Here is a 24,485-nt window from a genome sequence, read left to right as displayed (position 1 = left end):
TTTTTTTGACAGATTCGCCGAAACATCGACTGCATGGCCGGGAGCATTTTACCTGCTGGGATATATAAGTCAATGCAGAGCATAACCCGAGGGGGGAATTTTTTTAAGGGGCGGGCTGATAATGAACCGGGCAGGATGATCCTCATCCTGCCCGGTTCATTTATGAATACAATTTATTCCATACCGTCATAGATGGCATTCCCAATAAGCCGGAATGTATTTTCCGGATGTCCCCGGAAAGTGCTGTCAATACCGATGAGTACAATGTCCCGACTCTCTTTTTCTCCATGGATAATGACCGGCATCCCGGCAGCACCGGATGCATTCCAGCCGGGCCAGAACCCTGAAGTCAAGAAATCCCCGGCTGCGATGGATGCTGTGATGGAAAACCCTTCGGGAAGGCTCTCCTCATCAAACCATGCTGCGCCCAGGACATAGGCATAGTCGACTGGATTGAATCCTGCTGCAATCCCATCCGGCATGTGGTAGTCGAGTTTAATGATGGCGTCGGGGTCCCAGCTGAATTCAGGAATGAAATCGGTCAGGCCAGCGTCATTAGCAAAATGAATGCCCGTTCCACCCAGACCGATATAGTCACCCCCGTTTTCAAAAAATTCCACCATGGATGTCTGGCCCGCTTCATTCAGCCCTCCCCAACTCCTGCTTTTATTAAGGAAAAGGTCATATCCGGTTATGGCCCCGGCGTTCAGGTCGGATCGTGAAACAGTTTCGTATTCAAATCCCAGTGTTTCAAGACAATACCTTACGCCTTCATCTCCGTAAACGGCAATCCGCCTTTTGCATAAAGCCACGGCCTCTTCCGGAACCTCATCAACAGCCAAAAGATCCAGGCCCCATTTATTGACCAGTTCATCGGCAAGCACGGCATCATTGGGAATGATAAGGGTTCCCGGACCCAGTTCTTGCCCGGCATCCAGATAAGATGTTTTTAACCGCTTGACCATTATCCCTCTGGTGAGCAGGTCATTGGTTGCCCGGAAAGCAGCAATGCTGGTCGGGGCATAGGCGTATCCCTGGACACTTCCGGATTCCATACTCCCCTTGACCTTGTCGGCTCTGGTCACCCTGCTGGTCTTGATGGCCATTTTCTCTTCCATTCTTCCACGAAAAACGCCCCACAGCAGAGGATGGCTCCAGGCCGTTGGCGGAGAATAGAAAACCAGGTCCTCAATCCCTAGGTCTGAAACATTCAACCCGTCTTCAAGGATGGTATTGGCAAGGCCCCGCTTGGCCTGGTCCATCCATATGACATAGGTCCCTTTTGGATATTCGACACTGTTCAGCACGAAATCCGCCACTGCTTTTTCAACCTCAACCCCGTTGTCCAGGAGAAATTGGATCAGTTTGGCGGGCTGGTGAGGGCTCAACTGCATGGGACCGGCCTCGGGGATGACATAGGCCGCAGGAAATTCCTGGAGAAAGATATCCAGTTCCTCAAAATCCGGGTAAGCTGCCTGGGAAATGATATCCGCTGGAACAACCGCCTGGGGCAGGTCCAGAAAACCGCGCCTGAAAATTTCGATCTGATCCCGGATCATTTCATCCTTGCTTTCGACACAGAAGTTCAAAGCCCCCCAGACGGCCCAGTAGTGTGCGTCAACCCCGTCTTCAGCTCTTGAAGGCGTTTCCAGGGTGTGACCATAGGCACCGTGATACATGGCAAACATGGGGGTATAAATCGGAGGCCAGTCATCCCAATAATATCCCGCCGTACTGAAATCCCAGTCTCTGAAAGGAATCTGGGAGGTATGTCCTGTATTGTCAAATACGGATTTCTCCATGGCCTTGGCCTGTTCCAGGGCCCATTTTATATACAGGTCATACTCGTAATTGGGGTTATGGGGCGGGCTGCAGGGTTCAATCAGCATGGGAGAAACAAACCCGTGAAGATCCAAGAAAACCATGGGATTCCATTCGGCGATCAGGGCAGCCGTGGCTTTGGATTCTGGCTGGGTCTGGGAGATAAAATCCCGGTTCACATCAAACCCCGATTCATTTCTACGGGTTCCCAGCACACGGCCGTCGGGATTCTGTACGACATTGAAGAGAATGATCATGTTGTCCAGAATGGCCTTGACCTCTTCACTGTCATCATATGCGAGTTTCTCGATCAGCCGGATACATGCATCCGTGCCCGTATACTCATCCCCGTGGATACTTCCGTTGACGAAAAACGGAACCTTGAAATCCTTGTACTGATCCAGTTTTCTCAATGCTTTTTCAGGATCCCTGATCATCATCTTTCGCAATGATTTGTAGTGCCCGAAGCGCCCGGACGTACCGGGTGCGGAAACCGTAACAAGAAACAGGTTGCGTCCGCCTGCCGATTGACCGATCACCTCAACCGCGACCCGATTGCTGTTTTTCTGGATTTCTCTGAGCTTCGGGCCGATCTGGGAATAAAGTATTGAATCATACGCACTTGAAGGAACTTCATCTTCCGGCTCCACATTCCACCAGGAGGTCCCGGACGATTTCCCACCTGTTTTGTTCTTGCCAGCCCACAGTCCCTGGGGTGTCGTCAACAGAAAAACAAGCAAGAGCAAGGTTAAAATCGTCAAAAAACGCTGTTTACTCTCCATCTTCTTTCCTCCTCTGTTAATATATGAATAATTCAGGCCGCGGAAATGCTTTTATGGAGCGACCGTTTCAAAAATGAGATGCGATAAAATAGAATATGCGAAACTGGGAAATATGTGTTACCCGATTCAATAGGACAGGATATGTTTCTTTGTCAAGTTTTATATGGCTGGATATATGGCCGCTCAACATGGTAATAATCATTGATTTTACTCTGGGGCTAAAACCATGTAGTATTAAAAAATTGTCCTTGGACAAAAAGCTGATCCGCTAAAGAAATTTGCGGTAGACAGGCAGGATTGAACGAACCCGGTACCTGGGCGATCCCCGGGAAAATATGATATAGAGGCAGGATTGAATAAAACCGAGAGTCATAACGATTCCCGGTACGCAGCAGACCTTGAATTTTAAATGGGGAAAACCGGATCCCGTCATGATGAAAGACGAGATAATTTCTAGGATAGAAGAATTTTTAAACCGGACGGGCTGGGTTCCCGGGTTCAGATCTGTCTCGTTCCTGGCCGCCGGAGAGTACAATGCCAATTACCTTGTGGAAGGCCGATCCAAAAGGTTTGTCCTGAGGATCAACCACGGCAGCCAGCTCGGTCTGGGGCAGGACCAGATCTCATATGAATACAGGGTGCTCAAGGCCCTTGAAAGCTCCGGGGTCACCCCGAAGCCCCTGGCCTGCCTTCCGGATCCAAAGCCCCTGGGAGGGGGAAGCCTACTCATGGAATTTCTGCCCGGCAAAGCCCTGGTCTATGAAGAGGATCTTGACCGGGCCGCCGGTATCTTTGCCCGGATTCACTCCCAGCCCGTGCCCGATGACCTCATTGTCCAGGCAGACCCGGTAACGGACATTGCCCGGGAATCCCTGGGACTGATCCAGCGGTTTCCGGATCACCCTTTAAGGGAAGTCCGGGACAGGATCCTGGCCTACCACGATGAAATCATGTCCCTGGCGGAAGAGAGTCGGGCCCTGTTCCGGGACGAATCCCTCTGTCTCGTCAACACCGAGGTCAACTCGGGCAATTTTCTGATCTCAGAAAAAGGAGCCTTTCTCGTGGACTGGGAAAAGGCCGTGGTCTCCTACAGATACCAGGACCTGGGTCATTTCCTGGTTCCCACCACCACCCTGTGGAAAACCGATACCTGCCTGGGGCCGGAAGAAAAAAGAAGATTTATTGAGGCCTACCACAGGGAAGCCGGCCTTAAAATGGATACAGAGGAACTGATCCAGAAAACCCGGATCATGGAAAAAACCATTTTGCTGAGGGCCCTTTCCTGGTGTTTCATGGCCTTTTATGAATATACCCGGACAGACCGTGCCCTGCAAAATCAAAAAACCTTTACCAAAATCAGGCAGTATCTTTCCGATATTCCATGGATCTTACACTCAGTGGCATAGGCAAGCGATACCGGGCCGGAACCGTCCTGGAGAACATCAACTTTGATGTGGGATGCCGTGAACTGGTATCCATTGTCGGCCCTTCCGGGGTGGGAAAGACCACCCTGCTCAACATCATTGCCGGCCTTGACAAACCCGATGCAGGAAAGGTGATTTTTTCCGATCCCCCGTCCAAGACCCATCCGGTGATCATGGTGTTCCAGGATTATGTTCTTTTCCCCTCCATGACGGTCCGGGACAATATCGGGTTCGGCCTTAGGACCAGGCGCATGGCCGGAACCGCAGTCCGGGAACAGGTGGATCAAATGCTGGAATATTTCCGGCTCACCGGACACGGATCCCATTACCCGGCCCAGCTTTCCGCGGGACAGAAACAGCGGGTGGCCATTGCCCGGGCCATGGTGGTCAATCCGGCGGTCCTTCTCCTGGACGAGCCTTTTGCCAATCTGGACCGGAACCTGAAAATGGAAACCGCCCGGTTTATCCGCCGCACCCAGAAGGAATTCGGCATCCCCACCATCAGCGTCACCCACGATCTTTCCGAGGCCTTTGCCATGTCGGACAGGATCGGGGTCCTGCTGGAGGGGCGGCTCCGGCAATACGATTCCCCCAAACAGGTTTACTTTAACCCTGTTTCCCGACAGGTGGCTGAATTCCTGGGACCTGTAAACATTATCCCCCTGGATCTTTTTCCGGTTTTCGGCATAAAAGAACCCCGCGGTAAAGGGGAAATCCTGGCCAGACCGGAGAACCTGGCCATTGTATCCCGGGATGAGGGGCCCGGAAGAATCACGGAAAAAACCTTTGCCGGCCATTACATTGCCTATCGGGTGGAGCTGAAAAACAAGATCTTCACCGTATACTGCCAGGACGATAACTTTGTACTAGACCAAAAGGTAGGACTTTCACTGAAAACCATCTAAATTTTGGGAGACAAGATGAAAAAAAAGAATCTGATCAGACTTGTTTTGATGATCCTGGTCTGCCTGGGCCTGACCGGCCAGGTTCGGGCCCGGGATGCCGAACTCTTACAAACCCCCTTTGAGACCCTCAAGACAAAAGCAGAGGGGACCGAAGTCAGGTGGTACATGTTCGGGGGATGGGCCCATGTCAACGCCTGGGTGGACACCTATGTGGCAGGGGAAATGAAAAAACGGTTCAATATCCGCCTGGTCCGGGTCCCCATGGATGCCGGTGTTTTTGTCAATAAACTGCTCAACGAAAAGGCCGCCGGTAAAGAAAAGGGAAACATCGACCTTTTATGGATCAACGGGGAAAACTTCAAGAATGCCAGGGAAGCCGGACTTTTGTTCGGACCCTTTGCCCGGAACCTGCCCAATGTCATCAAAAATGTGGACCCCAAAAGTGCGGCCTTTGATTTCGGATATCCCGTGGACGGGTATGAGGTGCCTTACGGCAAGGCCCAGTTCGTATTTGAATACGACACCGCCTCCCTGGCCTCCCCCCCGGATACCATGGAGGCCTTGAAAAAATGGATAAAGGCCAACCCCGGCCGGTTCACCTATCCCCAGCCCCCGGATTTCACCGGATCCGCCTTTATTCGCCAGGTATTCTACGCGGCCACCGGCGGGCATGAGCAGTATATGAACGGCTTTAATGCCCAATTATTTGAAGCCAAGGCCCCCCTGCTCTGGGCCTGGCTCAACGAAATCGAACCCTTTTTATGGCAAAAGGGCCAGACCTACCCCCAGAGCAGTGCCGCCCTTGACACCCTTTTCTCCCGGGGAGAGGTGGCCATGGGCATGAGCTACCATCCGCCCCATGCCCAGAACAAGATCCTGGAAGGGACCTATCCCGACACAATAAGAACTTTTGTGATGAAGGACGGCTCCATCTTTAACACCCATTTTACGGCCATCCCGTTTAACGCCCCCAACAAGGCCGGAGCAATGGTGCTGGCCGATTTTCTCATCTCGGCGGATGCCCAGCTGTCCAAGTACCATCCCAAGACCTGGGGGGATTTCCCGGCCCTGGATCTTTCCCGCTTGACTCCTGAAGAGCAAAAGGCCTTTGAAGAGGTGGACCTGGGACCGGCCACCCTGGGATCGGCCCAGCTCAACCCGGCAGCAGTTCCCGAGATCCCGGCCCCCTATCTTGAAGCCCTGGAACAGGGCTGGAAGACCCATGTCCTGGACTAGAAAAGGCCTGATCCTGGGGCTTTGTCCCCTGCTTCTCCCCTTTGCCGTGATTTTCTGCGGCGGGGTATTTCTGACCCTCTGCCAGTCCTTTGGTGTCTTAACCCCCCTGCCCCACAACGGCGGAGTTTTTGACGCCTATGCCGGACTGCTGGACAGTCCATGGTTTTTTAATTCCTTTTTTTTCTCCCTGAAAGTAGGGGCGGTTTCGGCATTCTGCTCGGTGGCCCTGGGAACCCTTCTGGCCTATTGGATCTGGAAACTGCCCCAAAAACTCCAGGGTCCGGCCCTGGTATATAAAATCCCCCTGATCCTGCCCCATGTGGCCGTGGCCTTTGTGGTCCAGGTCTTCTGGAGCCGGTCCGGAATTCTGGCCTCCGGGGCATTTTCCCTGGGCCTGATCCAAGACATGAACCAGTTTCCCAACCTGCTCTATTCGGGCCAGGGTCTGGGAATGATCCTGGCCTATGGACTCAAGGGCACCCCCTTTGCCATGATCCTGGTCATGGCCCTGCTTTCCCGGTTTGACATCCGGCAGATTCAGACCGCAGCCATGCTGGGGGCCTCCAGGACCGTAATTTTATTTAAAATCGTCCTGCCCAGGCTGGCCCCGGCCATGCACACCGGGTTTATCATCCTGTTTCTATACAGCTTCGGGGCCTTTGACATTCCCTATATCCTGAGTGAAAGCCGGCCCGGGATGCTGAGCATCCATGTATACAATCTCTACTTTAAACACGACCTGGCCCGGCGGCCCGAGGCCATGGCCATCCTGACCCTCATGTTCTGCTTTGCCGTTCTGTTTATCATGCTTTACTCACGGATCGTCAGCCGCCTGGAAAGCGGGGTGAGGAAATTATGAAGCATTTGCCCCTGTTCCTTGTCCTGACTCTCCTTTTTGTCCTGCCCGTGGTCGTGCTCATCATTTCAAGCCTGGCCCCGGGCTGGAGGTTCCCCCATGTCTGGCCCCGGGAATTCAACACTCGGGGACTTGTCTTTCTTGTCCAGAACCGGGACCAGATCCTCACCGGCCTGGGTTCTTCCTTTGCCTATTCCCTGGCCACGGTGCTGGTCACCCTGATCCTCTGCCTGTTTCCGGCCATGGTCTTCAGCCGGACCCGATTTTTCGCCAAGGCCTTGCTGGAAGGACTCCTGCTCACCCCGGCCCTGGTGCCGTCCATGACCTTTGCCATGGGCCTTCATTTCGTCTTTATCAAATTCTCCCTGGCAGACAGCTTTACCGGAGTGGTGATCATCCTGTCCATGTTCTCCTATCCTTACATGTTCCGGGCCCTGGTGGCCGGATTCCAGAGCCTGGGACAAGATTTCCAGACCTGCGCCCGGAATCTGGGGGCCGGAACCCTTGAAACCCTGATCCGGGTGGAACTGCCCATGCTCTTGCCGGCCATGGCAGCCGGGGGCAGCGTGGTCTTTCTGGTGGCCTTTTCCGAATACTTCCTGGTCTTTCTCATCGGCGGGGGAAGCGTTCCCTCATTCACCGGCACCCTCTTTCCCCTGCTCAACTCCTCCAACCGCTCCCTGGCCTCCATCCTGAGCCTGATTTTTCTGTTCCTGCCGGTTCTTCTCTTTGTGATGATGGATACGGCCCTGATGCGGGTCTACCGGAAAAAAGGAATACTCCGGAATTGAGTTTTCCATAAAAACAAGGCCCACCGGCGTTGGCCGGCAGACCTTTTTACAAATTGCCAAAAAAACAGGAGGGGATCAGGCCCGGCTTCTTCTCAGGCCCACGAGCCCTGCAAGACCGGAAACCAAAAGCCATACGGTAGCCGGGGTCGGGACCGGGGTGGCTGCCAGATCAAGGGTTCCCGAGGTAAAGGTCACTTCAGCTGTAAGACCAAAGGCAGAAATGAATCCGGATAAATCCGTCCCAACCAGTTCCATGGTCAGAGAAGAAGCAAGAGCACTGAGGGTATCAGCAATATTTCCCTCGGAAAGACTCACGCTGGTGATATTGAGAGCAAGCATTTCTACGGCCGCATCATTCACAATGGACAGGTTATAGCTCAGAAGCACATTGTTCAGGGTGTAGCCTTCAAATTCGCCGTTAAGCCTCACAGAATCATTGTAGATTGAGGTCCCGCCAAGTGTGATCCACTCATCCAGGTTTATCCCCTGGCCCCCCAGAACCAAACTTTGGTTGAAGGAGATAGAATCAGTCATATTGATAGCACCGCCAAATAGATCTGGAACTGGAATCGTAACTGAATAAACAAGTCCCAGATCAACGCCCAGGCTATAATCATAGTCCATGGTTGAATCCAATGCCGGAATCGAATCATACCCGACGACCAGGGAGGTCGAAGTCGCTATAGTCAGATTTTCATACCCCTGTGCCACTGTCATATTCAGACTCCCGCTCTGAATATCAAACGAATACGAGTACGCCTGCACTGCCGAAGTAGATCCCAAAACAAATAAAAAGACAACAATGCCTGTCAACAATTTCTTCATGGCCTTCTCCTTAAATAATAATTATTTTCATCTGCAATTCCATTCCTCTTCCTCGCCTATTGCCACCTGAAGTGAGCAAGATAGATGCCAGGAGAATACGGATACGATAAGCATTTGAAAAAACAGAGAAAAACTCATATTATAGACTGAGAAGGCCCGGTTTAAAACCTCCTCCCCATCCGATTATGAATGATATTTCATACACTCAATTTTCTCCGGTTTTCATCCACCGGCGAAACCAACCCGCTCCGGCCTGGTTTATTAGACAGTCCGGGTGTCTGAAAAAACATTCACCCTGCAAATTTTGACCATTGGGATATTCTTTATTTTTCAGCCTGCAGGGTCAAAACCGTCGTGCCCGTGGATCTTTCACCTGGGGCCTCCTGACAGACCCTCCTGTACCGGTGCAGGGAACACCATACATTGAGACCGCATAAGCGATATATTGGGGAGAAACGGATCGGTCAGAACCGGTCCCGATGATTTTTATTTACTTTGGACGGCCGGATCCAATGAAAAAAGAGGCCTGTTTTTTCCCTGTCTTGACAACTCCGGGCCCGATCTTTACGTTATAACTTTCAAAAACAATGGAACAGAGGAGACGCCATGCCCGGGCAAAAAAAAATCCAGGATATCCCATGAAAGATCACCTTATTCCGGAAAATGAATTCCCCATGGTGCTGACCCCCGGGGTGACCTTGCTGGGCAATTATTTTTTCAACCTTTTCCTGGTTCGGGGAAAAAAGAAATCAGCCCTGTTTGAAACCGGAATTTCCGGCATTGTTGACCGGGTGATTGACCAGTTGGAAAGCCTTGGAGTTGAACCCGACTATCTGATCCCAAGCCATCCCCATTCCGATCATATCACCGGACTGCCCGGCCTGGCTGAACGTTTTCCCAAGGCCGAGATCCTGTCGGCGGCCGGGGCCGCCGAATTCGTCACCCATCCCAAGGCCGGCCCCCTCCTGATCAACGAAGACAGGTTCCTCTCCCTCTCCCTTGAAAAAATGGGGATTATGCCGGGACGCCCTTCCCTGGAAAGGATTCCGGATCTGAGCGGATCCAGGGTGATCCCGGGCAGGACAGAAATCGATCTGGGAGGAACTCTTCTGGAGCTGATTCCGGTTTCAGGCCATTCCCCGGGCAACCTCATGGGCCGGGTCAGGCAGGAGAAGATCCTGCTCTGTTCCGACAGCCTGGGGTTTCATTTTCCAGGACGGGGATTCTGGCCCCTGTTTTTTACGGGGGCAGAGACCTATCTGCAGACCCTCGACCTGATCCGGGATCTCTCCCCGGACATCATCTGCCCGGCCCACCAGGGGCCCCTGAAGGGGGAAGCCGCACAAAAAGGGATCCAGGAGGCCATGGAGACCACCCATGCCGTCATCCGCCGGGTAAAGGCCTCCCGGTTGCCGGACAAGGATCTGGTCATGGACCTTTTCCGGGAAAGTTATAAAGACGAGTTCACCCTGTACACCCAAGAAAATATTAAAAATTGCTCCTATCTTCTGATCAAGCGGGCCAGAGATTTCCGGAAGACGGAATAGCATGGCCCCATCCCTCTCGAAGGAAGAGTCAACTCCCTGGGGACTGGTGCTGATCCTGGTAGGGCCGGGATCCTCTTGAGTCTATGGCTTTCAAGGATTAGAGAGGGTTAGTCTTTTTTCTGGCCTTTCTCAGGGTCAGATAGACATTGCCTGAAAATATTAAAAAAGCGCCCACCCACCCGGACAGGGTCATGGCCGGATCCGTGGCCAAAAAAGGTCCCAGAATGGCGGCCAGCAGAATCCGTGTGGAAGAGATAATTCCCCCTTCAATGGCCGAGACAAACTTGAACCCGATGGTCATCAGGTACTGGCCGGCAATGGCAATGGCCGAACACCAGAACAGATACTTCATCTCCCCGGGGGTGGGGATGACCATTTTATTGAAGAAGAGGCAGAAAATCACGGCACCGCCCAGGCCGAACATGAAAAACAGGGTGGTATGGGTATCGTGGACCTGCCTGGCCAGGTTGAGATACATGATGGCAAAGGCGGCGAATATACCCGAACCCAGGCCCCAGAGGGAGTTGATATCATAGGACATGGTCCCCGGGGACAGGATGAGCCAGACCCCGACAAAGGCGGTCAGGACGATGAGGACGGCGATCCAGTCCCGTTGGGCCTTGAGAAAGATCCATGAAAAAACGGCGATGAACAAAGGATAGGTCATGTTCAGAATATTGGCCTGGGCCACGGTGGTCAGGTCCACGGCTTTGAAAAAACAATAGACCGCAGAGGCGTTGCCCAGGGCCCGTCCCACCAGCAGTCTTTTTTTTCTTATCCTGATTTTTTTCTTTCCCAGGGCCATGACCAGGACCACGGTAACAAAACCGAACCCGAACCTGGCTATGACAAACATGGCCGAATCTAGGGTCAGCCCCGACACCTTTGACCATTTGATGATAACGGTGGCCAGGTAAAAAAAGAAGGCTGAAGCAAATATGGAAAGACAACCCAGAAGGGTTTTAACATTCATAATTGAGAATTGATAATTGATAATTGTGGACGAACTTGATACCTTGCAAAGAAGCTCCTTTCGGGATCTGGATAGGAATAAAACAACGGATTAAGAATATAGATAATATGGAAAAACACAATAAAAATTTTCAGGAACAGATCAAGCCCCTCAGGGATGAAATCGACCGGATCGACGCGGATATTCTTTCTTTGCTGGTCCGGCGCCAGGAACAGGTGGAACAGGTGGTTGCCCTGAAAAAAGCCTGCAAGGTCCAGGTCTACCATCCGGCCCGGGAAGAGGACCTGATTTCCAAACTCAGAATTCAAGCCGTCAAAACCGGGGTGGATCCCGATTTCCTGGAAGACCTTTACCGGGTGATTCTCCGCCAGTCCAGGGTGAAGCAGACCCGGCAGATGGAGCATAAGGCTGTCCGGCCCGGCGCAAAGGTGCTGATCATCGGGGGGACCGGCCAGATGGGATCCCTGTTTGCCGGGCTTTTTAAAAAATCCCGGTATGAGGTCAGGATCCTGGGCGAACCGGACTGGGACCATGCCCCGGACCTTTGCTCCGACATTGATCTTGTCCTGGTTTCGGTCCCCATAGAAAAAACAGGTCAGGTCATCCAAAAAATCGCTCCCTTTTTACCGGAGCGGACCCTCATGGCCGATCTGACCAGTGTCAAACAGGAGCCGGTGGCCCAGATGCTTGCATCCCACAAAGGACCGGTCATGGGCATCCATCCCCTGTTCGGACCCAGTTCAGGCTCCCTGGACAAACAGATCATCGTGGTGAGCCCGGGCCGAAATTTCGAAGAGTGTCAATGGCTGATGGACCAGCTGGGCCTCTGGGGGGCGGTCGTTGTGAAAGCCACTCCCGAAGAACATGACGAAGTCATGGAACTGGTCCAGGCCCTGCGCCACTTTGCCACTTTCTGCTTCGGCCGGTTCCTTTTCCAGAAGAAGGCGGACATCCAACGGACCCTGGAATTTTCAAGCCCCATCTACCGCCTGGAACTGGGCATGGTGGGCCGGCTTTTTGCCCAGGATCCGGGTCTTTATTCGGAGATCATCTTTGCCACCCCGAAACGGCGCAAACTGCTCAGGGATTTTATCGATTCCATGGAACAGCACATTGACATGCTGGAAAAAAATGATAAAGACCTGTTTATTGACCGGTTCAGGAAGATCGCCCAGTGGTTCGGACCCTTTGGGGGGCAGGCCATGCGGGAGAGCACCTTTTTGATCAACAAATTGATTGAGCGGTTTTAACAGGGAAATTTAAAAAAATTAAAGTTTTCTAAGATCCTGTAATCCGGTACACTTCCCGGAAGCAGTTTCCCGAGGTGATCCCGGAAGGGCCGGGCTTGTCAAAGGGGGACCCCATGCAGAATGTCCTGAGAGATTTCCGATTCAAAAAGTACATGCTGCGATTCAGCAGTTTTGTGCCCCGTTTTTACAATCTATGTAAATCCTATGGATTTGAATCCGGAAGGATGATGCCTTCCCGGGCGTTCTGCTCCGATGAAAGCCAGGGATTCCCCGTCATCATCATCGCAAAGCATTTTGGTGCATTTCCTTTCAACCACGGACTGGTCGGGGGGATCGTTGCAACGGACCGCCACGGGCCCCATGCCCACCATGGGAAAGACCTGGTCATCATCCAGGCCAGCCATGTGGGGTATGACCCGAACACAGAAGAATTCGGTGTTTACCGAAGACTGCAGACCTGCCCTCCGTCCAATACTCCGTCCTGCGGAAAGATAGATGCAGTCCTAAACTGGTATCAAAGGGAATATAAATTTGCCAGAAAAAACCTATTTTTTAATGTTGTGGACGGTCTGGACGTCCTTGCCATTGACAATCAGTTTCTGGATTCAGAACGGAACCAGGGCCTTTTCCTCGACCTTGACCGTATAATCGACTTGAAAGCCGGCCCCGTACGTGTACTGAGCACCTCAAAGGTGTACCGGCTCCGCAGCGGATTTCAGATTCGCCCTTCCCATGGGTCAGCCGAACATTGGGCGGCCATTGGAAATGAACTGACACCGGATCTATTCTATTTCAAAAGGAAGATTTCCAATACGGTTGAAGGACGGGATCAACTGGAGCGGAATCTAGTCCGGTTCATGCCCCAGATCGTCACCTCTGAATATCCTGCGCTCTCTTCTGCCGTGGCCAATACACGAACGGAATTTGACCGGGCGTATCGTACAATCGTAAAGGAACCCGGCTACCAGGGGAAAAACCTGGCATTCATCGCCGGAATCAACATTGATATCTCTCCCGGTGAGGGGCAGGTCTTTCCTTTGACCAAATTTATTCCCTGGGCCGCCTATATTCAAACCCGCCAGGGAGAACAGATGATATTTGAACAGCGCCAGATCTCAGAGGCCCTGTTCTCCCAGAGTTCCTCAAATCCGGAAAGAATTGAATTGTCAAAGGCAATCCGGATCATGGAAGAAACTCCCGGAATCGATATCCGCTTTCCCGGTGATCCGGGTGTCAGCTAACCTGAACCTTCCATAGGAGTTCAGGTTTCCTGGGACGCTTCCCGGGAAAGCCGGACAAATTCCAGGATCTCCTTCAGAACAAAGTATTTTGTCAGGGCCGGGGCCAGTTCTTCGGGCGTGGGCTTGGCTCCTGTGGCATTTTCAACAAACTCTTCTATTTTTTCCAACGCCTTGGCCAGGGCTGGATCCACCTGGACAGGGCCTGATTTTTCAATCTTCTCTTTCATCATGCTTTTCCATATTGTTTAAGTTTTTTCAACAGAGTTTTTCTGGTGATACCCAGGCGACGGGCCGTCTCGCTCTTGTTGCCTTCGGCCGCTGCCAGGGTGGATAAAATGGTCTTTTCCTCGATCTCGGACAGGCTGTAATTTTCAAGGCCGGATTCCAGGGAGCCGGACTCGGCAGGATCCGGTTGAATAAAGGAGAGATCCTCCCTGAGGATATAATCGGACCGGGCCATGACCACTCCCCTTTCCACGGCATTCATCAACTCCCGGACATTGCCCGGCCATTCATACCGGATCATGGCATCCATGGCATCCGGGGAAAACCCTTTGACATCCTTTTTGTTCTTTTGGGAAAATTGTTCCAGAAAGTGAAGGGCCAGCTCGGGAATGTCCTCGGTCCGCTCCCGCAGGGCCGGGATGTCAATGGAAACCACGTTCAGGCGAAAGTAAAGATCCTGACGGAATTCGCCCGCAAGGGACATGGCCTTCAGATCCCTGTTGGTGGATGCAATCACCCTTACGTCCACACGGGTGCTTTGATCGCTGCCCACCGGGGCGACCTCTTTTTCCTGGATCACCCGCAGCAGCTTGGCCTGCATCCCCAGACTCATCTCCCCGATCTCGTCCAGGAGGATGCTGCCCTTGTCGGCCTGGAGGAATTTTCCCTTTCTCTTTCTTTCCGCCCCGGTAAAGGCTCCTTTTTCATGTCCGAACAACTCCGACTCCAGGAGAGTTTCCGTGATGGCCGCACAGTTGATCCGCACAAAGGCATGATCCTTTCTCGGACTGTTTTCATGGAGAGCCGAGGAGACCAGTTCCTTTCCGGTTCCCGACTCTCCCGTGACCAGCACGTTGGCATCGGTGGGGGCCACCATCTGAATGGTGTCCAAGAGGGTGGCCATGGCCTGGCTCTTGCCCAGGATATCGTGGTGGAAGCGCTCCTGCTTAAGCCGGTCTTTAAGGGTCTTGTTTTCAGTTTTTAAAAATATACGTTCCATGACCCGTTCGATGGTCAACCTGAGCTTGTCAAAGTCAATGGGCTTGGTCAGATAGTCATAGGCCCCGATTTTCAAGGCCTTTACCGCCGTGTCCACGGAAGAAAAAGCCGTCATCATGATCACGGGCAAAGAGGGGTTGTACTCGTGGATCAGGCCCAGGGCTTCCATGCCCGACATCCGGATCATCTTCATATCCATGAGAACCATGTCAAAGGCCTGGCTTTGGACCATGTCCACGCCCCTGTCCCCGTCTTCCGCCAGGAACACCTCATACCCCCAGTCCGTGATCAGGGTATCCAGCATCCTGGCATGGGCCCTGTCGTCATCCACAACAAGAATTTTTTTCTTCATCTGTCTGTCCTCGCTTCCGGTATATCCCAAGGGAAAAAGAGAATAAAATCCGTTCCCTGCCCGGGCTCGCTTTCCACCCGGATATCCCCGCCCAGATTCTCCACAATCCTGTGAACGATGGAAAGTCCGAGTCCGGTTCCCCGGGACCGGGTGGTAAAGTAGGGATCAAAAATATTGTCCAGGGTTTCCGGGTCCATGCCGCATCCATTGTCCGACACCCGGATCTTGAGCCCGGTTCCGCCGGGCCCGTCACTCACCCGTATGGCCAGCCGGCCTCCCTTATCCATGGCATTGACCGCATTCATGTATAAATTGAGCAGGACCTGGTTGAGCCGGTCCGGATCCGTATGAAAGAGAGTCTGTTTTGTCTCCATCTCCACATGGGTGATAATGGACTTCCGGCCAAAGTCGTGATCGGCCAAACGCAGGGAATGGGAAATCAGATCATGGATGTCCACATCCTTTTTTTCCACGGCCAGGGGCTTGGCAAATTCCAGAAGCTGGGTAATGGTCCGGTTGATCCTCTCCACCTCCTGGACCATGATATTGGCGGTTTCCACATCCCGGGGCTCCTTCTCATACCGCTTCATGAAATAGGTGGCAAACCCCTTGATGGAGCTCAGGGGATTCCGGATCTCATGGGCCACGCCCGCGGCCAGCTTGCCGATGGCCGCCAGACGCCGGGTGGTCTCCACTTCCCTCTGCAATGCCCGGATCTGAGTCAGATCCCGGAACAAAAATAAAAATCCCTTTAAATCCCCGTCCCGGTCCAGAATGGGGGATCCGGTCATATCCAGGCGCAGGTCCCCTTCTCCGGACAGGTTGAACTCCCTGGAAACAGGCCGGTTCAAGGAGGCCATTTCCCCGGCAAGATCGATCATCTGGGGAAAGGGAGCCGTAAGGTCCCGGCCCAGGATCTGCCGGGCGGCCCGGTTCATGGAGGTGATCTGATTCTCCCGGTCTATGGTTACCAGGCCCGAGGGCATGTTCTGGACCACATTGTCCGAGAAGGCCTGGACCCGGGTAAGGCTGGCCTTGGCAGACCGGTAGGCCTGGAAGACCATGAGACCGATGACCCCGAGTCCCCCCAGGCAGAAAAGCAGGATCCCGATTCCAATGGTATGCCTGACCAGCTCTTTCTGGATGATATTGGCCTGTTCCATGGAAAGTCCGGCAAAGATGTAATGTTCCTCGGCCTCGGAAAAACCGGGCTGATCCGGAACCTTCCCGTAGGTGCCGGGTTCTGACCCGGCAGGGTCTTCTTCCGGAGGTTCCGGTTTGTCCGGGCTGAAAAAATGGTGCCTCATTCTTCCTATCCGGTACCAGGGTCTTGGATGACGCCCTCTGAACCGGCCCCGCAGAGGGGTGAACCGTTTATAAACCTCGAACACCTGCTCATCCCCCTGGTTTCTGATCCGGGAGGAAAAAGAGAGGATATCCTCGTTCAGGGGTTTCAGGTCCGGCATGGCCCCAAAGATTTTTCCCTTCATGGAGGCATCGGAATGGGCCAGAATCTCCCCGGTCTTTGTGGTGATCATGATATAGGAAATCTCCGGCTGAAAAGAGGTCTCCAGAAGCATGGCCTGAATCCTTCTCAGCCCCCAGCCCATGGAGAGCATGCCGGTCCGGGTCCCGGCCTCAAAGGTCCGGATCAAAGAACTTCCCTTTGCCAGCAATCTTTCCCGGACATGAACCCTTTGTCGTTCTATCCTGTCCAGGGTGACAAATACGAATATGGGCAAAAGAACCGCCAATACGCCGGCCATCATAAAAGGGGAGATCATGCCGGGGATTTTATTTTTAAATTTCATCTATTCTGTACTCTTGCATATATTTGAGTTCCGAACCAATAACCGGTTTTAAAAAGCAAGAAACATACCTGATCCACAACAGATAAAGGCTGTCTTTTTCATATTCCCGGCGGCCCTGGCCACCATGGGATGCTTCCCGGAACCTTTCCCGTTGAACCACGATCACCGGAAAAAGGCCCGGCTTTTCCTTATAGAGGCATAAAAAGCGGAACCATTTAGACCTGCTCTGATGCCTGGTGGGTATTTTCTAACCACCTGTATACCCCATGCCGGGTAAAAAATATACACATCCGAAAAATCCCGGTCACCCCGCCCCCTGCCTGACAGGAGACACAAATCCGATTAATCTATAATTACAGAGAGTTAAAATATTTTATCCGCAATGGCACACCCCTTGCTTTTTAAAATTCTCAAACAGGTGACAAAGATCATCGCAACCCAAAAAACCAACAAGATTAAACTTTAGATCAGGAGACCTACACATGAAAAAATCAATGATGCTCATCATCTCAATTGCGGCAATCGCTTTAATGACAACCAATGCGTTTTCCTGGGGGCACGGCAAGGGCCGGGCTCGCATGGGAGGGGATTGTCCCCGATATATGGACTCTGCCTGGCAGGATCTTACCCAGGATCAGCAGGCCCAGCTCAAGGCCCTTCGCCAGCAGTTTATTGACGACACCTATGAGCAAAGGGCTTCCATGGCCAGCATCAGAAATGAGATGCGGATGATGATGGAAACCTCCCAGCCCGACAGGGACAGGCTTCTGGACTTATCTGCCCAACTTGCCGATTTGAGAAAGGAACTCGGTGAAAAAAGAATTGACTTCCAACTGGCCGCCAAGACGATCGCCCCTGAATTACGAATGGCCATGGGCTTTGGAATGGGCCATGGCGGGTACGGCAGACACGGCGGAAAAGGGGGGCTCGGATTTGGTGACTGCCCCAGGCTTCCGGATACGCAAACCCCTGAATAAAACCTCAGCAGTTCAATTGCCCTGCTGATTATCCGGGAGGGCCGGGGTATTAACCCGGCTCTCCCGGCCGATTTTTAAAGTCCCCTGCCTATTCTGATACAACCTTGTTTCTAAGGGTGTCCATTCCCTCCAGTTTGATTTCCACCACATCGCCCGGTTTAAGATAGACCGGGGGTTTCCGGGTAAACCCGACGCCTTCGGGTGTGCCGGTCAGGACCAGAGTGCCTGCCTTAAGGGTTGTGGACTGGGACAGATAGGCTATGATTTCGGCCACGGAAAAGATCATGTCATTGGTGCGGCTGTCCTGCATGGTCTCCCCGTTGAGGACACATTGAACCCCCAAATCCTGGGGATCTTTGATCTCGTCCCGGGTAAAAAGCACAGGGCCGAATGGACAGAATCCGTCAAAGCTCTTGCCCCTGACCCATTGGCCGGCCCCCCCGTGCTTCTGCCATCTTCTGGCAGATACGTCATTGGCGCAGGTATATCCAAGGACAGACTCCAGGGCATTTTCCGGAGAGACATTTTTTACGTCCCTGCCGATGATCACGGCCAGTTCCGCTTCATAATCCACTTCCGGCTTATCCGCACAGACCCCGGGGATAACAATGGGATCTTCATGGGCTGCGGCGGCTCCCGGATTTTTCATGAATACCACAGGATGTTCGGGCAGGGGAACCCCGGTCTCCTTGGCATGGAGCTTATAGTTCAGGCCGATGCCGATGATGGCCCTGGGATCAACCGGGGCCAGCAATTTCTCAACCTTGATTCTTTGGCCGGTTTCCCGGACATCCTCGTAAATGCTGCCTTCCAGCTCCATTGCCGTGGTTCCGTCATACCCGCATCCCAGGCAAACGACGTTCTCAGATGTCAGAAATCGAATGATCTTCATGCTTTCTTTTCTCCTTATCTTTGGATATTATATCCGGGTTATACTAACGATTAAAATCCGGAGCAAGTAAAAAGCCTTCTCTTTGCTCCCAACCCTTTTGGAAGCCATGGTAAAATTATTTACAGGCCTGGCCCGGGAAAAGGCCGACATCATCCTGCTGGTCCTGGCATCCCAGGGAATCACTCCCATGATCCGGCCTTGTCCCGGGCCGGAAGATCAGGATCTGGACCTCTTTGTCCCCCTGGACCAGACCTCCCAGGCTCTTTTCCATGTGAACCAATATTTCATGGAAAATTGCCTGACCCGGACTCCGGGCTTGGACCCGATCTTCAGGGTCTCCTCTTTTTACTCCCCCACCGCCTTTGTCATCATGGGTCTGCTCATTCTCATCCATGTCATGGGGGAGATTCACAAGATTCACCACACCCTGGTATTGGAATTCGGTTCTTCCGCCCTGTACATCCTCCAGGGAGAGACCTTCAGAGCCGTAACCTCCCTGTTTCTCCATGCCGATGCCCGGCATCTTCTCGGGAACCTGGGAGGTCTTCTCATCTTCGGCGCTCCCCTGATCAGCCTTTCCGGATATGGCACCGGACCTTTTCTGCTTCTTTTTGCCGGCACCGGGGGCAACCTGATCAATGCCTGGTTCCAGGGCAATGCCCGGCTGTCCATAGGGGCATCCACCGCCATCATGGGGGCAGCCGGGTGCCTTGCCGCCTTTCAGATGACCCGGAAAAAAGCCGGTTCCGGGACAGAACGAGCCGGGACCCGGATCTGGAACCGTCTGGTTCCCTTTTTTGCCTGTGCCACCCTGGTGGCCATGTTCAGCCACGGGGAGAACACAGATGTCTCCGCCCACCTCTTCGGCTTTATCACGGGCCTGGGCCTGGGGATTTTCTTTTTCCCCTTTCACCGGACCTTTGAACACAGACTCAAGGAGCCGGTATTCCTGGGCATCTCCATTCTTATCCTGGTTTCTGCGATCCTTTCGGGCCTGGCCGCTGAACCGGGACCCTGGTGACCGACTCTTTTTCAACGGGAAAAATCTTTTGATTTATCCAGGGTTTATGATAAGACATTTTACTATGCACCTGTTCTCCATGCTCCTGAGTGCGAAATTCGAATTCTAATTGGAGGAAAATATGAATGATCCTTCTTCCGTGATTCTGATCATCGGCGGCGGCGTAGCCGGTATGGCAGCGGCCCGCACCCTTGACCGCAAGAATGTCCGGATCCTTCTCGTTGAAGAGCGCACCACCCTTGGAGGCCACGCCGCAGACTGGGCCTGCATGGCCACGGATACCTGCGCCAACTGCGGGGCCTGTCTGAGCATTGAAATGGTGGACCAGACCCTTGGCCAGGACAATATCAAACTTTTTTTGGGCAATAGAATCCAGAGCCTGACCCGGGCGGAGAAAGGGTTTACCGCCGTCCTGACCTCAGGGGAATCCATCCGAGCGGATAAAATCGTCATGGCCACAGGGTTCTCCCCCTTTGATCCGGCCGGGCTTCCCTCGCTTCAGCCCGGCACCCCTTCCCATGTGGTCACCACGGCCCGGCTCAACACCCTGATCCGGGAGGAGCGCCTGGAAGACCTTTTCAAAGAAAACCCGGCACCCAGGATCGCCTTTATCCAATGCGTGGGTTCCCGGAACCGGGAACTTGAAAATGATTATTGCTCCCAGGTCTGCTGCAAGATCTCCATGCGCCATGCCCATAAACTGCTTGCTCTGGTGCCCGATGCCGGGATCTCCCTGTTTTACATGGACCTCCAGATCATCGGCAAGGAAACCCGGGTCATGGCCAAAGCCCTTTCCGGTAAGGTGGATCTGGTCCAGGGGGTTCCGGCTGAGATTCTGGAAAACCCGGAAACCAAAACCCTGTCCATGATTCTGGAAGATCCAAAGAGCCGGGCAAGGGTAAAAAGGGAGTTTGATCTGGTGGTTCTTTCCGTGGGCATGGAACCCTCGGAACACCTCGATGAAACGGCCGGGTTTCTCGACCTCAATCCAAATTCCTGGGGTTTTTTCAATACAAAAGAGGCCGGCCTCCAGAAAGACGTCTATGTGGCTGGATGCGCGGCCGGTCCCAAGGATATTCTGGGATCCCGCCAGGAAGGCTTCCTGGCCGGGGCAAGGGTTCTTAAGGACCTGGGGATGACCCGGCCGAAAAACATGAGGATTGTGATCACCGGGAACGGCCCCCAGGCCGGAACCGCGGCCCGGACCGCTGCAGACCGGGGATATAAGGTGGTCTGTTTTGGCAGGGCAAAAGCCCAGGCCCATGACGGGATCGATCTCAAAGACAAGGCCCGGATCCTTTCCCTTGGCGGAACCGCCGGAAACTTCAATATCCTTTACGACGAAAACGGGAAAAAAAAGGAGCTTTCCTGCGCGGCCATCATCGCCGCGCCAGAGCCTTTAAGACAGGGCAACAGACTTCAGAAAGGGTTTTCCAAGGCCCTGGACCTGGAGAATTTCTCCGGGATGGGGCCGGATGAACTGCCGGACCGGGCCGCCATCCTCCTGGACTATTTCGGGCCTGAATTCAAGACCGAGGCCAGGAAGGCCCTGACCTCTGCCCTGGCGGCCGGGGAAGCCGGGAAAACCGTCTTTGTCATCATGAACAATATGCTGGTTCACTCCCCCACGGGCCAGCAGCTCTACGACCGGGCCAGAAAACAGGGAATCCGATTTTTCCGGTACAACACACCTGAGGATCTGACCCTTACCCCGGGGGAAAAAGGATTTTCCATTCAACTCAGGGAAGCCACCCTGCCCGGCCTGGGCCTGGATCTGGGAAGCGCAGACCTGGTTCTTCCCCCTTCCATTAAGGCGGCCCCGGGATTTGAAGCCCTGGCAGCCCTGTTAAATGACGGAACCGACCGGGAGGGCTTTCTCCAGTCCCCGAATGTCCGCCACAGGATCACCCAAAGCCCCAGAAAGGGGATCTTTTACTGCGGATCCTGCCATGACGAAGCAGACGGCCGGGATCTGGAAACAGAGATCAAAGATATTCTATCCATCCTTGAAACCGATGATTTCACCCTGCCCCTAAAAGATTCAGGGGTAACAATCAACGAGAAAAAATGCGCCAAGTGTCTGACCTGTTACAGGATCTGTCCCCACGGGGCCATTGTCCTCAATGAAAAATCCAGGCCCGTGATCGTCCCGGATGCCTGTTTTTCCTGTCATCTCTGCGTTGCCTCCTGTCCGGCATGCGCCATTGAATCCCAGGAGTTCAGCACCGACGGCCTGGCCGGCCAGGGAAAATCCCGGAAAGACTTGAAAGGACCTGTGGTTGTCCTGGCCTGTGAACGTTCTTCGGTCCTAGCGGCAGCCCCCCTTGATCTGCCGGATCACATCCGGTTGATTTCCCTTCCCTGTGCCTGCCGGATCAGTCCGGAACTGATCCTGAAGACATTGATCAACGGTGCGGAACGGGTCATTGTCAGCGGATGCCATGGGGAAAACTGCCGGTCCATGGAGGGGACGGCCGCGGCCCTGGAAGGCGTTGAAAGGGTTTTAAAGTTTCCCGGGATATCTCCGGAAAAGGTGGCCTGGGAGCCTGTGGCCGCCAATGAAACCCAAAAATTTTCCCGCATCATTTCTGATATTTAAAGACCAAAGGGACATGAATCATGGATTGTGTAAAAATCAATATGGAATCCGAGCTGAGCCGGCTGCTCAACAATTTATCTTTGGGGGACAACAGCCTGGAATGTCTGACCTGCAGTGCCTGCAGTTCCCGGTGTACCTGGTTTGAAGGGGAAGAGGGCCCCCTTCCCAGGCAGATCGTCCGCATGGCGGCCCTGGGGTTGGATCAGGCCCTGATCGACTCGGGCATGCTCTGGGACTGTCTGGTATGCAATCGGTGCACCCAGGAGTGCCCCATGGGAATCCAGATGGACGTGGTGGTGAGAAAGGCCCGGAGCCTTGCCGCAGCCGACGGCCAGATCCCGGAGGACATCAAGACCGGAATCAAGAACAAGCTGGAGCTGGGGGATGTCAACGGACTGACCAAGGAAGAGTTTGTGGAGACCGTGGAATGGGTCTCGGAAGAGTTTGTGGACGATGTGGATGACGACCAAGCCGAGATCCCCCATGACGTTGCCGGATCAAAATTTCTCTACCTGCCCAACCCCCGGGAACTGGGCATCAACCTCCTTCACCTGACCGCCATGGGAAAGCTCTTCTACGCCATGAAGGAAACCTGGACCCTGTCGGCCTTTCACACCGACGTGACCAATTGGGGATACTTCGTGGGCAAGGACGACATCACCCGGGAAATGGCCATGATGGTGGTGGAGCCGGCTGAAAAACTGGGGATTGAGACCCTTGTTTTGAGCGAATGCGGCCACGGATACCATGTGCTGAAATATTTATTGGAGGAAATCATCGGCAGAAAGCCCGGATTCAAGGTGATGAGCATTCCCGAACTCTGCCTGGAATATGCAAAAAAGGGGGTTCTCAAGTTTGACCCCGAAGTCCACCCCTATGAAATCGCCTACCACGACCCCTGCAATATCGCCCGGAAATCAAACGGGTACGAGGCCCCCAGGGAACTGCTGGCTCTCTGCTGTAAAGGGGTAAAGGAACTGGTTCCCAACCGGAAGGACGGCATCTGCTGCGGGGGAGGAGGCGGCCTGCTCCAGGATTCCACCACCACCAAAAAGAGGATGATCTCGGGCAAGCCCAAGGCCGACCAGATGAAGGCCACGGGCCTCAAACACATTGCCGCACCCTGCCTGTCCTGCCATCGCCAGCTCGGGGAACTTTCCAAACACTATAAACTGGAGATGAAGGTGGATACCGTGGCGGCCATTGCCTCGGAATCCCTGGTTCTCTGATGGAAAAAGGGGGCGCAAACCCGCCCCCTCCTTCTTTTATGGATATTCTTATTGCATCGGACATTTTCGGACACACCCCGGCTCTGGACCGGCTGGCCGCCCGGCTGAAAGCGGACCGAATTCATATTCTGTCCCCCCATGACCGGGAATTCACCAACGAGGCCAGGGCCTATGAGTACTTTACCCAGACCACGGACATCCCGGCCTATGCCAAAAAGATCAAGGCTTATCTTAAATCTCCGAAAATAGAGAACCGGGCAGTGGTCCTGGCGGGATTCAGCATCGGAGCGACAGCGATCTGGCAGATATCGGCAGACTCCGGTTTCAACGGGATTCAACGGGCCTTTTGTTTTTACGGGTCCCGGATCCGGGATCACAGGGAGATCTGCCCGGCCTTTCCCATGGATCTGATCTTCCCGGAATCAGAGCCCGGTTTTGATGTAGCAGAGCTGATGAAAGAACTGGCCGTCATCCCCGGGGTGTCCTGCATAAGGGAAGAATCAGGTCTCCATGGGTTCATGAACCGGGAATCTGAAAATTTTTCCAGGCCCCTCTATCTGACCTGGACCCATCGATTGAATCAATGGATGGGACAAAAAAACTGACTGACACCGGGTCTTTTGTTCCCGGCGTCAGCCCCCCAATTTATACGGATTTTTGGTCAGACTTTTTCCGCTTGTCATACCATTTCTGGCCGCGTATAATTTTTCCCGGCATTCCGGACACATA

The 24,485-nt window shown here is 53.5% G+C and carries 20 protein-coding genes; 13 read left to right on the top strand and 7 right to left on the bottom strand.

Going from position 1 to position 24,485, the window contains the following annotated elements; all coding sequences use genetic code 11:
* Positions 1-173: 173 nt before the first annotated feature.
* Positions 174-2,603, bottom strand: coding sequence for a M14 family zinc carboxypeptidase (locus F608_RS32930; protein WP_022667775.1), 2,430 nt, complete (start codon positions 2,601-2,603; stop codon positions 174-176).
* Between the two features lie 431 nt (positions 2,604-3,034).
* Here F608_RS32930 and F608_RS0121515 point away from each other — a divergent pair, with 431 nt between their 5' ends.
* Genes F608_RS0121515 through F608_RS0121495 form a run of 5 tightly spaced genes read left to right on the top strand, consistent with a single transcriptional unit; the run spans position 3,035 to position 7,815 of the window.
* The gene (locus F608_RS0121515) at positions 3,035-4,009 is read left to right on the top strand and encodes an aminoglycoside phosphotransferase family protein (protein ID WP_022667773.1); all 975 of its coding nucleotides are present in this window, start codon (positions 3,035-3,037) and stop codon (positions 4,007-4,009) included.
* The gene (locus tag F608_RS0121510) at positions 3,985-4,932 is read left to right on the top strand and encodes an ABC transporter ATP-binding protein (protein WP_022667772.1); all 948 of its coding nucleotides are present in this window, start codon (positions 3,985-3,987) and stop codon (positions 4,930-4,932) included. Before F608_RS0121515 ends, F608_RS0121510 begins: the two co-directional genes overlap by 25 nt.
* A gap of 15 nt (positions 4,933-4,947) precedes the next feature.
* Entirely contained in the window at positions 4,948-6,168 is a 1,221-nt protein-coding gene (locus F608_RS0121505; protein ID WP_022667771.1) for an ABC transporter substrate-binding protein, read from the top strand.
* Positions 6,155-7,027, top strand: a complete 873-nt coding sequence (locus F608_RS0121500; protein WP_022667770.1) for an ABC transporter permease — start codon at positions 6,155-6,157, stop codon at positions 7,025-7,027. Before F608_RS0121505 ends, F608_RS0121500 begins: the two co-directional genes overlap by 14 nt.
* Positions 7,024-7,815 (top strand): ABC transporter permease, encoded by a 792-nt coding sequence (locus tag F608_RS0121495; protein WP_022667769.1) that lies wholly within the window; start codon positions 7,024-7,026, stop codon positions 7,813-7,815. The genes F608_RS0121500 and F608_RS0121495 overlap by 4 nt, the downstream gene beginning before the upstream one ends.
* A gap of 75 nt (positions 7,816-7,890) precedes the next feature.
* Here F608_RS0121495 and F608_RS36290 read toward each other — a convergent pair whose 3' ends face one another.
* Positions 7,891-8,640 (bottom strand): VPLPA-CTERM sorting domain-containing protein, encoded by a 750-nt coding sequence (locus F608_RS36290; protein ID WP_022667768.1) that lies wholly within the window; start codon positions 8,638-8,640, stop codon positions 7,891-7,893.
* A gap of 638 nt (positions 8,641-9,278) precedes the next feature.
* On the opposite strand from F608_RS36290, the gene F608_RS0121480 reads away from it, so the two are divergent.
* Positions 9,279-10,187, top strand: coding sequence for an MBL fold metallo-hydrolase (locus F608_RS0121480; RefSeq protein WP_022667766.1), 909 nt, complete (start codon positions 9,279-9,281; stop codon positions 10,185-10,187).
* A 97-nt stretch (positions 10,188-10,284) separates the two neighbouring features.
* On the opposite strand, the gene F608_RS32925 is transcribed toward F608_RS0121480, so the two are convergent.
* Entirely contained in the window at positions 10,285-11,160 is an 876-nt protein-coding gene (locus F608_RS32925) for a DMT family transporter (protein WP_022667765.1), read from the bottom strand.
* Between the two features lie 107 nt (positions 11,161-11,267).
* Between F608_RS32925 and tyrA the strand changes: the two genes are divergently transcribed.
* A complete protein-coding gene (gene tyrA / locus F608_RS0121470; protein ID WP_022667764.1) occupies positions 11,268-12,410 on the top strand; it encodes a bifunctional chorismate mutase/prephenate dehydrogenase in 1,143 nt (380 codons plus the stop codon).
* Positions 12,411-12,523: 113 nt separating this feature from the next.
* On the top strand, positions 12,524-13,651 hold the full coding sequence (locus tag F608_RS0121460) for a hypothetical protein (protein ID WP_022667763.1): 1,128 nt from the start codon (positions 12,524-12,526) through the stop codon (positions 13,649-13,651).
* 20 nt (positions 13,652-13,671) lie between these two features.
* Here the strand turns inward: F608_RS0121460 and F608_RS0121455 are convergent, their stop codons facing one another.
* Genes F608_RS0121455 through F608_RS0121445 form a run of 3 tightly spaced genes read right to left on the bottom strand, consistent with a single transcriptional unit; the run spans position 13,672 to position 17,038 of the window.
* The gene (locus F608_RS0121455) at positions 13,672-13,881 is read right to left on the bottom strand and encodes a hypothetical protein (protein ID WP_153307559.1); all 210 of its coding nucleotides are present in this window, start codon (positions 13,879-13,881) and stop codon (positions 13,672-13,674) included.
* Positions 13,878-15,227, bottom strand: a complete 1,350-nt coding sequence (locus tag F608_RS0121450; protein ID WP_022667761.1) for a sigma-54-dependent transcriptional regulator — start codon at positions 15,225-15,227, stop codon at positions 13,878-13,880. Before F608_RS0121450 ends, F608_RS0121455 begins: the two co-directional genes overlap by 4 nt.
* Positions 15,224-17,038 carry a two-component system sensor histidine kinase NtrB gene (locus tag F608_RS0121445; RefSeq protein ID WP_022667760.1) on the bottom strand — a complete coding sequence of 605 codons (1,815 nt, stop codon included), beginning with the start codon at positions 17,036-17,038 and terminating at the stop codon, positions 15,224-15,226. The genes F608_RS0121450 and F608_RS0121445 overlap by 4 nt, the downstream gene beginning before the upstream one ends.
* A 482-nt stretch (positions 17,039-17,520) precedes the next feature.
* On the opposite strand from F608_RS0121445, the gene F608_RS32920 reads away from it, so the two are divergent.
* Entirely contained in the window at positions 17,521-18,015 is a 495-nt protein-coding gene (locus F608_RS32920; protein ID WP_022667758.1) for a Spy/CpxP family protein refolding chaperone, read from the top strand.
* Positions 18,016-18,103: 88 nt separating this feature from the next.
* Here F608_RS32920 and F608_RS0121430 read toward each other — a convergent pair whose 3' ends face one another.
* Positions 18,104-18,907 carry a fumarylacetoacetate hydrolase family protein gene (locus tag F608_RS0121430; RefSeq protein ID WP_022667757.1) on the bottom strand — a complete coding sequence of 268 codons (804 nt, stop codon included), beginning with the start codon at positions 18,905-18,907 and terminating at the stop codon, positions 18,104-18,106.
* Positions 18,908-19,013: 106 nt separating this feature from the next.
* Between F608_RS0121430 and F608_RS35215 the strand changes: the two genes are divergently transcribed.
* The 4 genes from F608_RS35215 to F608_RS0121410 all read left to right on the top strand — a co-directional run bounded on the left by F608_RS35215 (position 19,014) and on the right by F608_RS0121410 (position 24,361).
* Positions 19,014-19,928: a rhomboid family intramembrane serine protease gene (locus F608_RS35215; RefSeq protein ID WP_051148616.1), complete on the top strand. Its 915-nt coding sequence runs from the start codon at positions 19,014-19,016 to the stop codon at positions 19,926-19,928.
* A gap of 121 nt (positions 19,929-20,049) precedes the next feature.
* Positions 20,050-22,527 (top strand): FAD-dependent oxidoreductase, encoded by a 2,478-nt coding sequence (locus F608_RS0121420; RefSeq protein WP_022667754.1) that lies wholly within the window; start codon positions 20,050-20,052, stop codon positions 22,525-22,527.
* A 20-nt stretch (positions 22,528-22,547) separates the two neighbouring features.
* Positions 22,548-23,756, top strand: coding sequence for a (Fe-S)-binding protein (locus tag F608_RS0121415; protein WP_022667753.1), 1,209 nt, complete (start codon positions 22,548-22,550; stop codon positions 23,754-23,756).
* Positions 23,756-24,361, top strand: a complete 606-nt coding sequence (locus F608_RS0121410; RefSeq protein WP_022667752.1) for a hypothetical protein — start codon at positions 23,756-23,758, stop codon at positions 24,359-24,361. The genes F608_RS0121415 and F608_RS0121410 overlap by 1 nt, the downstream gene beginning before the upstream one ends.
* Positions 24,362-24,485: the final 124 nt, after the last annotated feature.

Origin of the sequence: Desulfospira joergensenii DSM 10085 (assembly GCF_000420085.1) — a bacterium.
GTDB classification, from domain to species: Bacteria; Desulfobacterota; Desulfobacteria; order Desulfobacterales; family Desulfobacteraceae; genus Desulfospira; species Desulfospira joergensenii.
The sequence above is the reverse complement of the archived record's forward strand: the minus strand, read 5'-3'. Positions and strand labels throughout refer to the sequence as shown.

Bases quoted from the DNA above. Each gene is read 5' to 3' on its own strand.
- F608_RS0121515 (WP_022667773.1), top strand. From the start codon at position 3,035: ATGATGAAAGACGAGATAATTTCTAGGATAGAAGAATTTTTAAACCGG.
- F608_RS0121480 (WP_022667766.1), top strand. From the start codon at position 9,279: ATGAAAGATCACCTTATTCCGGAAAATGAATTCCCCATGGTGCTGACC.
- F608_RS0121500 (WP_022667770.1), top strand. From the start codon at position 6,155: ATGTCCTGGACTAGAAAAGGCCTGATCCTGGGGCTTTGTCCCCTGCTT.
- F608_RS35215 (WP_051148616.1), top strand. From the start codon at position 19,014: ATGGTAAAATTATTTACAGGCCTGGCCCGGGAAAAGGCCGACATCATC.
- tyrA (WP_022667764.1), top strand. From the start codon at position 11,268: ATGGAAAAACACAATAAAAATTTTCAGGAACAGATCAAGCCCCTCAGG.
- F608_RS0121420 (WP_022667754.1), top strand. From the start codon at position 20,050: ATGAATGATCCTTCTTCCGTGATTCTGATCATCGGCGGCGGCGTAGCC.
- F608_RS0121455 (WP_153307559.1), bottom strand. From the start codon at position 13,881: ATGATGAAAGAGAAGATTGAAAAATCAGGCCCTGTCCAGGTGGATCCA.
- F608_RS0121410 (WP_022667752.1), top strand. From the start codon at position 23,756: ATGGAAAAAGGGGGCGCAAACCCGCCCCCTCCTTCTTTTATGGATATT.
- F608_RS0121495 (WP_022667769.1), top strand. From the start codon at position 7,024: ATGAAGCATTTGCCCCTGTTCCTTGTCCTGACTCTCCTTTTTGTCCTG.
- F608_RS0121510 (WP_022667772.1), top strand. From the start codon at position 3,985: ATGGATCTTACACTCAGTGGCATAGGCAAGCGATACCGGGCCGGAACC.
- F608_RS32920 (WP_022667758.1), top strand. From the start codon at position 17,521: ATGAAAAAATCAATGATGCTCATCATCTCAATTGCGGCAATCGCTTTA.
- F608_RS0121430 (WP_022667757.1), bottom strand. From the start codon at position 18,907: ATGAAGATCATTCGATTTCTGACATCTGAGAACGTCGTTTGCCTGGGA.
- F608_RS0121505 (WP_022667771.1), top strand. From the start codon at position 4,948: ATGAAAAAAAAGAATCTGATCAGACTTGTTTTGATGATCCTGGTCTGC.
- F608_RS0121445 (WP_022667760.1), bottom strand. From the start codon at position 17,038: ATGAAATTTAAAAATAAAATCCCCGGCATGATCTCCCCTTTTATGATG.
- F608_RS0121415 (WP_022667753.1), top strand. From the start codon at position 22,548: ATGGATTGTGTAAAAATCAATATGGAATCCGAGCTGAGCCGGCTGCTC.
- F608_RS0121460 (WP_022667763.1), top strand. From the start codon at position 12,524: ATGCAGAATGTCCTGAGAGATTTCCGATTCAAAAAGTACATGCTGCGA.
- F608_RS36290 (WP_022667768.1), bottom strand. From the start codon at position 8,640: ATGAAGAAATTGTTGACAGGCATTGTTGTCTTTTTATTTGTTTTGGGA.
- F608_RS0121450 (WP_022667761.1), bottom strand. From the start codon at position 15,227: ATGAAGAAAAAAATTCTTGTTGTGGATGACGACAGGGCCCATGCCAGG.
- F608_RS32925 (WP_022667765.1), bottom strand. From the start codon at position 11,160: ATGAATGTTAAAACCCTTCTGGGTTGTCTTTCCATATTTGCTTCAGCC.
- F608_RS32930 (WP_022667775.1), bottom strand. From the start codon at position 2,603: ATGGAGAGTAAACAGCGTTTTTTGACGATTTTAACCTTGCTCTTGCTT.